A 12,032-nucleotide genomic window follows, 5' to 3' on the forward strand; every position below is an offset into this window, starting at 1 on the left:
CTCAATCCTGCATCCGGTCGCGGCGCCGCCGGTTGCCCGTGCCCACCACGCGTGCGGCCTTCAGCGCGCTGCCGCGGCCGGACAGCGAGGGGTTGGTCATGAACCAGGCATGGGCGGAGACGGGCTTGTCGCCGGGATCGACGCGGCGCCACACGGTGTCGGGGCCGAGCTGCCAGGAGGAGGCGCTGTCCTTCAGGTTCACCACCATGATCTGGTCGAGGATCTGGGCATGCACGGTCGCGTTCTCCACGGGGACCATCGTCTCCACCCGCATGTCCATGTTGCGCGCCATCCAGTCGGCCGAGGAGATGTACACCTTCGCCCGGCGCGAGGGCAGGCGATGGCCGTTGCCGAAGACATAGACCCGGCTGTGCTCCAGGAAACGCCCGACGATCGACTTCACGCGGATGTTGGCGGACAGGCCCGGCACGCCGGGGCGCAGGCAGCAGATGCCGCGCACCACGCAATCCACCCGCACCCCGGCGGCGGAGGCCCGGTAGAGCAGGTCGATCAGGCGCTCGTCCACCAGCGAGTTCATCTTCAGCCAGATCGCGGCGGGCCGCCCTTCCTGGGCGAAGGCGATCTCCTGCTCGATCAGCGCGGTCAGCGTCGGCCGGATCGTCAGCGGCGAGAAGGCGAGGAGCTGCATCGTCTCCGGCCGCGCATAGCCCGTCAGGTAGTTGAACAGCCGCGCCGCGTCGCTGGTCAGCACGGGATCGGCGGTGAAGAAGGACAGGTCCGTGTAGATGCGCGCCGTGACGGGGTGGTAGTTGCCCGTGCCGAAATGCGCGTAGGAGCGCAGCGCGCTCCCCTCCCGCCGCACCACCAGCGAGACCTTGGCGTGGATCTTCAGGTCCACGAAGCCGTAGACGACCTGCACGCCGGCCGCCTCCAGCTCGCGCGCGATGGCGATGTTGCGCTCCTCGTCGAAGCGCGCCTTCAGCTCCACCATGGCGGTGACGGACTTGCCCTGCTCCGCCGCCTCGATCAGCGCGCGGGCGATCGAGCTGTCGCGCGAGGTGCGGTAGAGCGTCTGCTTGATCGCCACCACGTTCGGGTCGCGCGCCGCCTGGCGCAGGAACTGCACCACCACGTCGAAGGATTCGTAGGGGTGGTGGACGACGATGTCCTTGGCCCGGATCGCCGCGAAGGCGTCGCCGCCGAAGTCCAGGATGCGTTCGGGGAAGCGCGGCGTGTAGGGCGTGAACAGCAGGTCGGGCCGGTCGTCCACGATCATCTGCGTCAGGTCGGACAGGCCCAGCAGCCCGCGCACCTTGAACACCCCGCCCGGATCGGCGCGCGTCGCCTCGACCACGAACTGCACCATGTCGGGCGGCGTGTCCTGGGTGAGCGTCAGGCGGATGGCGCGGCCGCGCCGCCGGCGCTTGAGCGCCGTCTCGTAGGAGCGGACGAGGTCCTCCGCCTCCTCCTCGAACTCCACATCCGTGTCGCGGATCAGCCGGAACAGCCCGCGCTCGGCCGGGATGAAGCCGGGGAAGAGGTGCTTGAGGTTCAGCGCGATGAGGTCTTCCAGCGCCACGAAGCGGATGCTGCCGTTGCGCGGCAGGCGGACGAAGCGCTCCAGCCGCGGCGGCAGCGGCACCAGGGCGCGCATGGTGCCGCCATCGGCCTCCCGCACCAGGGTCAGCACCAGGCAGAGCGCGAGGTTGCCGATGAAGGGGAAGGGGTGCGCGGGATCGACGGCGAGCGGCGTCAGGACGGGGAAGACCCGCTCCATGAACCAGCCCTCCAGCCAGGCGCGGTCCGCCTCCTCCAGATCCTCGGGCCGGGCGAGGGAGAGCCCCTCCTTCTCCAGCAGGATGCGCACCTCCTCCCAGGCGGCGCGCTGGCCCTCGATCAGCGCCCCGGCGCGCTCGTTCACCGCGGCGAGCTGCTGGCTGGGCGTCAGCCCGTCGGGGGAGATCCGGGCCACCCCCGCCCGTTCCTGCCCGACCAGCCCGGCGACGCGGACGGAGTAGAACTCGTCGAGGTTGGAGGCGGAGATGGCGATGAAGCGCAGCCGCTCCAGCAGCGGGTGGTCCGGATGCGCCGCCTGCTCCAGCACCCGCTCGTTGAAGGCGAGCCAGGAGAGCTCCCGGTTGATGAAGCGCCAGCTCGCCGCGGTCAGGTCCCCCGCCGGGGCGTCGGCCGGCATGTCGAAGGGAATGGCGGGCAGGTCGGGCGCGTTGAGCGTGTCCATGGCCCCTCCAGGCTACAGCAGCCGCGGCGGGTCGTTCGAGGCACCCCCCGGGCCTGCCACGGAAACGTCATGCCGGCCGGCGCGGGCCTCCTCGCCCCCCTCCTCCGGTCCGAAGCCCGGCATGCCGGACAGGACCTGCCGCGCGAGCGCCTTGGTCACCGCTCCCCCGGCCGCCAGGGCCGCGCGATCGAGCTTCGCCGCGGCCAGCGACACGGCCGCGGCCTCGCGCGGCAGGCGCAGCAGCAGCCAGTCCTGGGTGGCGGGATCCACCCGCACCTGGCGCTCGGCGAAGTGGTGGGCGAGCAGGGCGCGCAGCAGCGCCTCCGACGGCTCCTCCACCTCCACCGCATGGGTGGCGCGCAGGCGGGAGGCGAGGTCGGGCAGCCCCACCCGCCAGCGCGCCGGCGGCTCCCGCCCGGCCAGCAGCAGCAGGGCGCCGGCGCTGTGGCAGGCGTTGACGAGGTGGAACAGCGCCTCCTCCTCGGCCGGGCAGTCGGCATCGTCCACGGCGGAGGGCAGCCCGTCCGGCACGCCACGCAGCGAGGGACCCTCCAGCACGCGCAGTCCCAGGCGCGCCGCCGCCTGGCGGAGCAGGAGGGACTTGCCCACGCCCTCCGGCCCGAACAGGGCGAGCCGGTGGTTCGGCCAGTCGTCCGGCGCGGCCAGCCAGGTGCGGGCCACCGCGTTGGACGGGTCGGGCAGGACCGGCGCGCCGCGCTCGGGCGGCAGGGCCAGCGGCAGGGGAAGCTGGCGCGCGCTCACGACCGCCTCCTTACATCCCGGTCCGGGGCGGGTCGAGGTAGAGCGGGCTGGCGAGGTAGCGGCGCAGCCAGTACCGCGCCAGCACCCCGATCACGGCGGCCATCGGCACCGCCAGCAGCACGCCCAGGAAGCCGAAGGCGATGCCGCCGGCGAAGAGGGCGAAGATCACCCAGACCGCGTGCAGCTCCACCCGGTCGCCCAGCAGGCGTGGATAGATCATGTAGCCCTCGACCGTCTGGCCGAACAGGAAGACGCCCAGCACGAGCCCCAGCCCGCCCCAGCTTCCCCACTGCCCCGCCGCCAGCAGCAGTGCCGTGACCATGCCGGTGAAGGAGCCGACATAGGGGATGAAGGACAGGAACCCCGCGAGCAGCCCGACCAGCAGCCCCAGCTCCAGCCCCACGGCGGACAGCGCCATGGCGTAGTAGACGGCGAGGATGGCGCAGCAGATCAGCTGCCCGCGCAGCCAGGCGGAGAGCACCCGGTCCGTGTCCTTCGCCAGGGTGCGGATGGTGGCGGCGTAGCGGCGCGGCAGCCAGGATTCGATCCGCATCGTGATGCGCGGCCAGTCGCGCAGCAGGTAGAAGCCCACCACCGGCGTCACCACCAGGTAGGTGAAGACGTTGAGCACGGCATAGCCGAAGCCGAGCAGCCCGTTGCCGCCGCCGAAGACCTGCGTCACCGCCCCGGCGAGGTAGGCCAGGATCGTCCCCGCCTGGCGCACGGCGAGATCCTGGATGCGGCCGTCCAGCACCGCCGGGCCGAAGCGTTCCGCCGCCATCGCCAGCAGCTCCCGCATGCCCGCGCCGATTCGGGCGATGTAGTCGGGCAGCCGCTGCAGCAGCACCCCCACCTGGGCGATCAGCAGCGGGTAGAGCAGCAGCAACGCCAGCAGCAGCAGCGCGAAGAGCGCCAGGATGAGCAGCGAGGCGCCGAGCCCGCGGGGCAGGCCCAGCCGGGCCAGGCGCGTCACCGGCGGGTCGAGGAAGTAGGCGATGCACCCGGCCAGGACGAAGGGCGTCAGGATCGGCGCGAAGAGCCAGAGCGAGACGATCAGCGCCGCCAGCAGGCCCAGGATCAGGCCGATCCGTTGCCCCCGCGTCGCCGTGCGGGCGCCGAGCGGACCCTCCGGCAGGGCACCCCCGGCCGGCAGCGGCACGGCCGGGCTGCGTGGCGGCAGCGTGCCGCCCGCCGGGGCGGCGGAGGGGGGCGCGCCCCCCGGGCCGGCCGGGCGTGCCGGCGGCGCGACGAGCCCGGCCCTGGGCAGGGTCGCCGGCGGTCCGGGCGGCAGGCGGCTCACCCGGCGCGGGCCCGGCGGGCCAGCGCCCAGACATAGGCGGCCCCGGAGAGGACGGTGGTCAGCGCGGTCAGCGCCGTCAGCACGTCCAGCACCCCGGGCAGGCGCAGGCCGAAGCCCGCGATCCCCAGGGCGGCGGCGGCCAGCACGATCTGCAACAGGGTATTGGCCTTGGAGATCGGCAGCGGCCGGATTCGCGGCGGTGCCCCGGCCAGGGAGAGGAGCAGCACCCCGCCCACGATCAGCACGTCCCGGAACACGACGAGGATCGCCAGCCAGTCCGGCAGCACGTCGATGACGGCGAGGGTGACGTAGACGCTGACCAGCAGCGCCTTGTCCGCGACCGGGTCGAGCAGCGCGCCGAGGGTGGAGCGGACCTGGAAGGTGCGTGCCCACCAGCCATCCACCGCATCCGAGATCCCCGCCGCCACGAAGAGCAGGAAGGCGAGGTCCAGGCGGTGCTGGAGGATGCACCACACCACCGCCGGCACGGCGCAGAGGCGGAGGAAGGTGATGGCGTTGGGAATGGTGAGCAGGCCCGAATCCGCGGCGCCCGCGGCGGGCGGTGGCGGGGGCTGGCCGGTGCCGGCCGGCCCGGTGTCCGGGTCGGCCGGATCAGGCGCCCCCGGCAAGGCCGAGGCGCCAACTGCCATCCGGCGCGAGCTGCATCGTCAGCCCCGCCGCCGCCAGCTCCGGCGCCATCGCGTCGGCCGGGGCGCGCAGCCCGATCCGGATGCGGGCCCGGTCCACCGCCAGCGCGCGCACGTCCACGCTCGCGACCTGCGGGCTGCCCAGCAGCCGACGGTGAAGCTGCAGCCATTCCGGCAGCGAGCGGTAGCCCGCCGCCGCCTCCACCCAGAAGGATGCCGGGCCGCGCGGCACCGGGGCGGCGGCGGGGGCCGTGGCACCGCCGCCATCGGTCGGGCCGCCGCCGGAGCCGCCCCCCGACGGCGCGCGGCCGCCCAGGGAGGCGACGCGGCCGGGGTTGAAATTCACCGTCACCCGGCCGGTGAAGCCGGTGCGGCTGGCGCGCTCCTGCTCCACCACGATGGAGGAGACCAGCCGGTCGATCTGGGAGGCGGAGAGGCCCGTGGGCAGGCCCAGCTCCGACGCCATGCGCTCGTAGGCGATGCGCTGGGCGGAGGCATAGGCCTGCTCGCGTGCCTTCACCGCATCCTCGGCGGTGGCCTCGGCGGGGACGTTGCGCTGGGTGTAGCCGCCCCCGGTGGAGGGCGCGGCCGCCGCCGCCGCCGGCTCGGCCGGCTGCGAGCGGGCGGGGCCCGCCATGGCCAGCAGCAACGCGGCCGCTAGCAGCGCCGCGGACGCCGCGGCCATGAGCGGCGCGGGCGGCTGGCCCCGCAGCGTCGTGGTTGCGCCCGCGCGCGAGACGTGTTGCCTTCCGGCCGCCCTGCGGCAGCGCACCTGGCCCGGCATCGTCCGTCCTTCCCGTGCTGCCCGATTCAGACCTGTGGGCATAGCCGATCGGGAGCGATGATGACCAGCCTGACCTACCGCGACGCCGGCGTGGACATCGAGGCCGGTGACGCGCTGGTGGATCACATCAAGCCGCTCGCCCGCGCCACCGACCGGCCCGGGACCATGGGGGGCCTCGGCGGCTTCGGCGCTCTGTTCGACCTGAAGGCGGCGGGCTTCACCGATCCGGTGCTGGTCTCCTCCACCGACGGGGTGGGGACCAAGCTGCGGCTGGCCATCGATTCCGGCCATCACGATGCGGTGGGCATCGACCTCGTGGCCATGTGCGTGAACGACCTCGTCGTGCAGGGCGCCGAGCCGCTGTTCTTCCTGGACTACTTCGCCACCGGCAGGCTGGAGCTGGAACAGGCGCGCGCCGTCATCGCCGGCATCGCCGAGGGCTGCCGCCAGGCCGGCTGCGCCCTGGTCGGCGGCGAGACGGCCGAGATGCCGGGCATGTACCATGGCGGCGACTACGACCTCGCCGGCTTCTCGGTCGGTGCGGCCGAGCGCGACGCGCTGCTGCCGAAGCCCGACGTGGGCGCGGGCGACGTGGTGCTGGGGCTGCTCTCCTCCGGGGTGCATTCCAACGGCTTCTCCCTGGTCCGGCGCATCGTCGCGGGCGGCAATGCCGGGCTGGGCGACCCCGCCCCCTTCGGCGGCGGCACCCTGGCCCAGGCGCTGCTGGAGCCGACGCGGATCTACGTGAAGCCCGTGCTCGCCCTGCACCGCGCCGGGCTGCTGAAGGCGGCCGCGCACATCACCGGCGGCGGGCTGCCGGGCAACCTGCCGCGCGTGCTGCCCCAGGGCATGGCCGCCGTCATCGACGCCGCCGCCTGGACGCCGCCGCCGGTCTTCGCCTGGCTGGCGAAGCTGGGCGGCGTGGCGGCGGAGGAGATGCTGCGGGTCTTCAACTGCGGCATCGGCATGGCGCTGGTCGTGGCCGAATCCGACGTTCCGGCGGCGACCGAGCTGCTGACCGGGGCAGGCGAGACGGTCGTCCGCATCGGCCGCATCGAGGCCGCGGCGGAAGGAGAGACGGCCGCCGTGCGCTTCGACAACCTCGCCCCCGGCTGGCCGGCGGCCTGATGGCCCGGCCCCGCGTCGCGGTCCTCATCTCCGGCCGCGGCAGCAACATGGCGGCGCTGCTGGAGGCGGCCGCCGACCCCGCCTATCCGGCGGAGATCGCGCTGGTGCTGTCCAACCGCGCCGAGGCCGCCGGCCTCGCGCGCGCGGCGGCGGCCGGGGTACCGACCGCCGTGGTGGAGAGCCGGGCCTTCCGTGGCGACCGTCCGGGCTTCGAGGCGGCGGTGCAGGCGGTGCTGGAGGAACGGCGCATCGCCCTGGTCGCCCTCGCCGGCTTCATGCGGGTGCTGACGGAGGGCTTCGTGCGCCGGTGGGAGGGGCGGATGCTGAACGTCCATCCCAGCCTGCTGCCCGCCTTTCCCGGGCTGGACACCCACGAGCGCGCCCTGGCCGCCGGGGTACGGCTGCATGGCTGCACCGTCCACCTCGTCTCGCCCGGGGTGGATGAGGGGCCGATCCTGGCCCAGGCCGCGGTGCCGGTGCTGCCGGGCGACGACGCCGCCGCCCTGGCCGCCCGGGTGCTGGCGCAGGAGCACCGGCTCTACCCCGCGGCCCTGGCCTGGCTGGCGGAAGGACGGGTCGCGCCGGATGGCCGGCTGGAGGGGGTGACGGCCGCGACGGGCAGCCTCGCGAACCCCTTGCCTGGGCGGTCCAGGCTGCATACACCCGGAAGCGAGGCTTGAGGGGAGCAGGATACGGCGCCATGGCCGAGGTTCAGACGAGTTACGAGATGGTGCCCGTGGCGGCGAAGGACATCCTCGCCGATCGCCAGCATGGCTGGGACACCTTCATGCGCGCCACCCAGTGGGGCATCGGCGCCGTGGTGGTCCTGCTGGTGCTGATCTACCTGTTCTTCGGCTGATACCGACGACGGGATGACCTGACCCGGCGTCCTGTCATGATCCGGCGTCGGACCGGGAGGGGACGCCGTCCCCTCCCAGACCCTCCCCTGCCGGGGCCACAAGCGGGCCCCTGTCCCCACTGGGAGGCTGGCTCTACGCGGTGGGCGTCATCCTCCGGACTGAAACGGAACGCGGACAGGCGGGACGCCAGAATAGCTCTGAAGGCGTCAGCGAGGGCGACGGCCGTACCCGCCGAGGAGCATGGCTCCTCGGCGCTGTGACCCCGTGTCCGGCTGTCCCGCGGCAGCGCTGATCGGGTCCAGGGCCCGCAGGGTCCTGGCGGAGTGGGGGTACGGGGGCGAGGCAGAGCCTTGCCCCCGGGCCACGGGCGCACCCCGCGCCGGCACGGATCAAGACATTTCGCCGTCCGTCCGTATGAGGCCGGAGGCACGGGCACCGGGTGGCGAAGGCCCAGGCGGACACGGCGAGGGGCAGCCCAGGCTGCCCCTTTTTCGCGGGGACAGGGGGATGCGCCGCCGCCCCCTCCCCCGAGCCTATTCGGCCGCCATTTCGATGGCGTCGGCAGCCTGGGTCTTCTTCTGCTCCGCGCCCCAGAGCTTGCGGGTGGCCTTGAACCGGGACAGCAGGAAGTCGCCCGACATCACCGGCTCGTACTTCGCCTCCGCCTCGGACATGCCGAGTTGGCGCGGATCGACCACCGTGCGGAAGTCCGGGTTGCAGAAGAGCGGCATGGAGATCCGGTCGGTGTCCTTGGTGTGGATCACCCGATGGACGGTCGCGCGGAAGCGGCCATTGGTCCAGCGCTTCATCAGCTCGCCGACATTGATGACGTAGCTGCCGCGGATCGGCGGGGCGTCGATCCAGCTGTCGCCCTTGTCCAGCACCTGCAGCCCGCCGGACTCGTCCTGCCACAGGATGGTGACGATGCCGTGGTCGGTATGCGCGCCGGAGGCGGTCTCGCCCGCGCCCAGGCTCACCGCGCGGCCATAGCCGTAGTAGTGGTTGATCACCATGTCGGCGACGGGGTGGCTGAACTGGCGGCTGAAGAAGTCGGCCTCCTTGCCCAGGTAGAGCGCGAAGCCCTCCAGGATCTTCATCCCCACCTCGAAGGTGCCCGTGTAGTAGCGGGTCAGCGCCGCCTCGAAGCCCGGCAGGTCGGGCCACTGGTTCGGGGCGTAGAGGGGCGTCCCCGCCAGGACCTCGGGATCGTCCTCCGCCACCGGGAAGCCCAGGTCGAAGCTGTCGCGGGCGAAGATCTTGCCGCTCTTGTGGACGGTGTCGCCCATCTCGCGATAGCCGCGGTTGTTGCGGTCGCTCTTCACCTTCAGCCGCTCCTCCAGCGGCAGGGCGAAGAAGGCGGCGGCGTGGTCGCGCGCGGCTTCGATCACCTCGACCGGGACATGGTGGCCCACCGCGTAGAAGAAGCCGATCTCGTCGCAGGCCCGGCCGATCTGCGCGGCGACGGCGGCCTTTGCCGCCGGGTCGTCGGAATAGAGACCGCCGATGTCCACCAGCGGGATGGTGGCCCGCGTCGTCTCCTGCAGCACTGCGCTCATCGCCTTCCTCCTTGTGCCCCACAGGGCGGCCCGGTCGCTCCGCCTACCTCCGGCCACGCCAGTCCAGACGCTGGCCGATCCAGCGCACCAGCGAGTAGATCGAGAAGGACAGCAGCGTCGCGAGCAAGGCGACGGCGTAGACCTGGTCGCCGCGATAGGTCTGCATGCCCCGGTTGATGACGTAGCCGAGCCCGGTGGTGGAGATCATCCACTCCGCCGTGATGGCCACGATGATGGAGCCGGTCGCCGCGATCTCCTGCGCCGCAATGATCGCGGGCAGCGCATAGGGCAGGCGCACGCGGCGGAAGGTCTCGAACCAGCCGGCGTTGAGGATGCGCATGCGGTCCAGCACCACCTCGTCCGCGTCGCGCAGCCCCTGCATCGTGTTCACCAGCACGGGGAAGAAGCCCGCCAGCGCCACCACCGCGACCTTGGAGCCGGCGGTGTCGCCGAAGGCCAGCATCAGCACGGTGACCAGCGCGACATAGGGCATGTTGCGCAGGGTGATCGCCGCCGGCATCAGCAGCGCGCGGGTGAAGGGCAGCGTGTCGAAGAGGATGGCGAGGCCGATCCCGACGAGGTTGGCGAGGATCAGCCCCAGCGCCGCGACGCCCAGGGTGGAGACGAGATGGCCGGCGATGAACGCCCGGTCCTCGACCAGCGCCTCCAGCACCCGCTCGGGGCGCGGGATGACGAAGGCGGGCAAGCCGGAGAACAGGATCGCCAGGTACCACAGCGCCAGGATGGAGAGGACCGGCAGCAGCAGCCGCAGCGCCGGGCGCGCCAGCATCGCCGGCCAGCGCGGCGGCGTGCCGGCCCTCGCCCGGGCGGCTTGCGCCTCCTCCATCCCCCCGGCGGCCAGCCCGGCGGGCGGGGTCATGCCGGCGCTCATGCCGTCCCCGCCTGGCCGAAGAGCAGGCGGCGGACATGCGCCGCCGTCGCGACGAAGCGCGGGTCGTGGCGGAATTCCACCCCGCGCGGCCGGGGGGCGGGCACCTCCACCACCTCCAGCACCCGTCCCGGCGCCGGGGAGAAGACCACCAGCCGGTCGGCGAGCAGCACCGCCTCGTCGATGTGGTGGGTGACGAAGAGCACGGTCTTGGGCCGCTCCGCCAGCTCGCGGTCGAACCAGGCGCCCAGCTCCTCGCGCTTCATCTCGTCCAGCGCGGAGAAGGGCTCGTCCATCAGCAGCACGGCGGGGTCGTGGGCGATGGCGCTGGCGATGTTCACCCGCTGCAGCATGCCGCCGGAGAGCTGGCGCGGCCGCTTGCCCTCATGGCCCGCGAGGCCGAAGGTCCGCAGCAGCGCCCCGGCCGGGAAGCCCGCCCGGCGCGCCACGGACTGGGTGAAGCGGATGTCGTCCACCGCCGACTTCCAGGGCAGCACCGCCGGGCGCTGCGACACCAGCCCCAGCAGCCGCTTGCGCCGGGCGGCGGCGGCGCTGTCCTCGCTGATCCGCACCTCGCCGCCGCTGGGCTCCAGCAGGTCGGCCACGATGCGCAGCAACGTCGTCTTGCCGCAGCCGGAGGGACCCACCAGGGCGATGAACTCCCCCGCCGCCACCTCCAGCGTGACGGGGCGGAGCGCGACGTGATCCCCGAACCGCCGCGAGACGCCGCGGATGGAGATCGGCGCCGCCATCACGCGGCCCCGGTGCCGGGGAAGAAGCGTCCGTCCATCATCTCGGACGCGGCGACGAGGCGGGGAACCTCCTTGGCCTCGTGCAGGAAGCCCGCCATCTGGTCCCAGGTCTGCGGGCTCATCCACAGCAGCCCGTTGCGCTCGGTGTCCGGGCTGACGAAGAGCGGGTTCTGCACCCGCCAGCGCCAGGCGAGCTTGCCCGCATCCTCGATCTGGCCGGGGAAGCGCGCGACGATCTCCACCGCCTCCTGCGGATGGTCGAGGATGAAGCGCATTCCCTTCGACACGGCGCGCAGATAGGCGCGGACCAGCTCCGGGTTCTCCTCCGTCACCTTGCGCGTGGTGAAGACCACGTCGGAATAGGCGGGCAGCCCCCAGTCGGCGAAGCGCAGCGCCTTCCATGTCTTGCCCTTCAGCGCCGGGGGCGCGTCGGGCTTCGCCGCCTCCACCTCGATCTGATAGGCTTGGTTGGTGATCCAGCCGCTGAAGAAGTCGACGCGGCCGACCATCAGCGGCTCGGCATTGGCCTGCACCGTGACGATGCGGATCTTCGCCTCGTCGGCGCCGTTCTTCCGGGCGATGGCGCGGATGAAGTACTCCGACCCCGCCTGCACGCCCACGGTCTTCCCCTCCATGTCCTTCGGCACCGGGTCGGGGTCGGAGGGCGCGCGCAGGGTCAGGTAGGCGGAAGGGGCGGTCTGGTAGAGCGCGCCGACGGCGACGACGTCCACCGGGTCGCGCGCCGTGCGGGCGGCGATCAGGTGCAGGCCGGAGGTGGCGAGGCCGAACTGCGCCTGCCCCACCGCCACGGTCGGAACCGGGTTCTTGCCGGGCCCGCCATCGACGATGCGGTGGTCGATGCCCGCCTCGGCGAAATAGCCCTTGGCCTCGGCCACCATCAGCGGCGCGAACTCGCCGTTGCGCAGCCAGCCGAGCTGCGTCGCCGCCTGCATGCGCCCGCCCTGGGCACGGACAGGCCCGACATGGCCCGCGAGCGCGAGGCCCGGCAGCGCAAGGAGCGTGGTTCTGCGTCGGAGAAGCGCCATGCGGGGGTCCCTTCCCGCCGGCAGCCATCCCCAACCTGGTCCTGGGGATGCGCGCCGGCCGGCGCGGGACTAGGCAAACACCATGCCAAGCCACCCGTCCCGTGGGGA

12 protein-coding genes are annotated in these 12,032 nt (G+C 73.0%); 3 read left to right on the forward strand and 9 right to left on the reverse strand.

What is annotated here, in order from left to right:
• Position 1: 1 nt before the first annotated feature.
• The 5 genes from LPC08_RS16070 to LPC08_RS16095 are packed head-to-tail and all read right to left on the reverse strand — an operon-like array spanning position 2 to position 5,594.
• Positions 2 to 2,155, reverse strand: a complete 2,154-nt coding sequence (locus tag LPC08_RS16070; protein ID WP_230453098.1) for an RNA degradosome polyphosphate kinase — start codon at positions 2,153 to 2,155, stop codon at positions 2 to 4.
• Positions 2,156 to 2,212: 57 nt separating this feature from the next.
• Positions 2,213 to 2,962, reverse strand: coding sequence for a P-loop NTPase family protein (locus LPC08_RS16075; RefSeq protein WP_230449246.1), 750 nt, complete (start codon positions 2,960 to 2,962; stop codon positions 2,213 to 2,215).
• A 10-nt stretch (positions 2,963 to 2,972) separates the two neighbouring features.
• Positions 2,973 to 4,262, reverse strand: a complete 1,290-nt coding sequence (locus LPC08_RS16080; RefSeq protein WP_304622030.1) for an AI-2E family transporter — start codon at positions 4,260 to 4,262, stop codon at positions 2,973 to 2,975.
• Entirely contained in the window at positions 4,259 to 4,891 is a 633-nt protein-coding gene (locus LPC08_RS16090) for a CDP-alcohol phosphatidyltransferase family protein (RefSeq protein WP_230449247.1), read from the reverse strand. Before LPC08_RS16090 ends, LPC08_RS16080 begins: the two co-directional genes overlap by 4 nt.
• On the reverse strand, positions 4,875 to 5,594 hold the full coding sequence (locus LPC08_RS16095; RefSeq protein ID WP_230449248.1) for a hypothetical protein: 720 nt from the start codon (positions 5,592 to 5,594) through the stop codon (positions 4,875 to 4,877). Before LPC08_RS16095 ends, LPC08_RS16090 begins: the two co-directional genes overlap by 17 nt.
• A 159-nt stretch (positions 5,595 to 5,753) precedes the next feature.
• On the opposite strand from LPC08_RS16095, the gene purM reads away from it, so the two are divergent.
• The 3 genes from purM to LPC08_RS16110 are packed head-to-tail and all read left to right on the forward strand — an operon-like array spanning position 5,754 to position 7,680.
• On the forward strand, positions 5,754 to 6,821 hold the full coding sequence (purM, locus tag LPC08_RS16100) for a phosphoribosylformylglycinamidine cyclo-ligase (RefSeq protein ID WP_230453100.1): 1,068 nt from the start codon (positions 5,754 to 5,756) through the stop codon (positions 6,819 to 6,821).
• Positions 6,821 to 7,501, forward strand: coding sequence for a phosphoribosylglycinamide formyltransferase (gene purN / locus LPC08_RS16105; RefSeq protein ID WP_230449249.1), 681 nt, complete (start codon positions 6,821 to 6,823; stop codon positions 7,499 to 7,501). Before purM ends, purN begins: the two co-directional genes overlap by 1 nt.
• 20 nt (positions 7,502 to 7,521) lie before the next feature.
• Positions 7,522 to 7,680: an aa3-type cytochrome c oxidase subunit IV gene (locus tag LPC08_RS16110; RefSeq protein ID WP_230449250.1), complete on the forward strand. Its 159-nt coding sequence runs from the start codon at positions 7,522 to 7,524 to the stop codon at positions 7,678 to 7,680.
• A 534-nt stretch (positions 7,681 to 8,214) separates the two neighbouring features.
• Here the strand turns inward: LPC08_RS16110 and LPC08_RS16115 are convergent.
• From LPC08_RS16115 to LPC08_RS16130, 4 genes are read right to left on the reverse strand one after another with little or no spacing between them, the layout of a single operon-like run.
• Entirely contained in the window at positions 8,215 to 9,237 is a 1,023-nt protein-coding gene (locus LPC08_RS16115; RefSeq protein WP_230449251.1) for an isopenicillin N synthase family dioxygenase, read from the reverse strand.
• 43 nt (positions 9,238 to 9,280) lie between these two features.
• A complete protein-coding gene (locus LPC08_RS16120) occupies positions 9,281 to 10,129 on the reverse strand; it encodes an ABC transporter permease (protein ID WP_230449252.1) in 849 nt (282 codons plus the stop codon).
• Entirely contained in the window at positions 10,126 to 10,878 is a 753-nt protein-coding gene (locus LPC08_RS16125; protein WP_230449253.1) for an ABC transporter ATP-binding protein, read from the reverse strand. Before LPC08_RS16125 ends, LPC08_RS16120 begins: the two co-directional genes overlap by 4 nt.
• Positions 10,878 to 11,924, reverse strand: coding sequence for an ABC transporter substrate-binding protein (locus LPC08_RS16130; RefSeq protein WP_230449254.1), 1,047 nt, complete (start codon positions 11,922 to 11,924; stop codon positions 10,878 to 10,880). The genes LPC08_RS16125 and LPC08_RS16130 overlap by 1 nt, the downstream gene beginning before the upstream one ends.
• Positions 11,925 to 12,032: the final 108 nt, after the last annotated feature.

Origin of the sequence: Roseomonas sp. OT10 (assembly GCF_020991085.1) — a bacterium.
In the GTDB taxonomy this organism is placed as follows: domain Bacteria; phylum Pseudomonadota; class Alphaproteobacteria; order Acetobacterales; family Acetobacteraceae; genus Roseomonas; species Roseomonas cutis.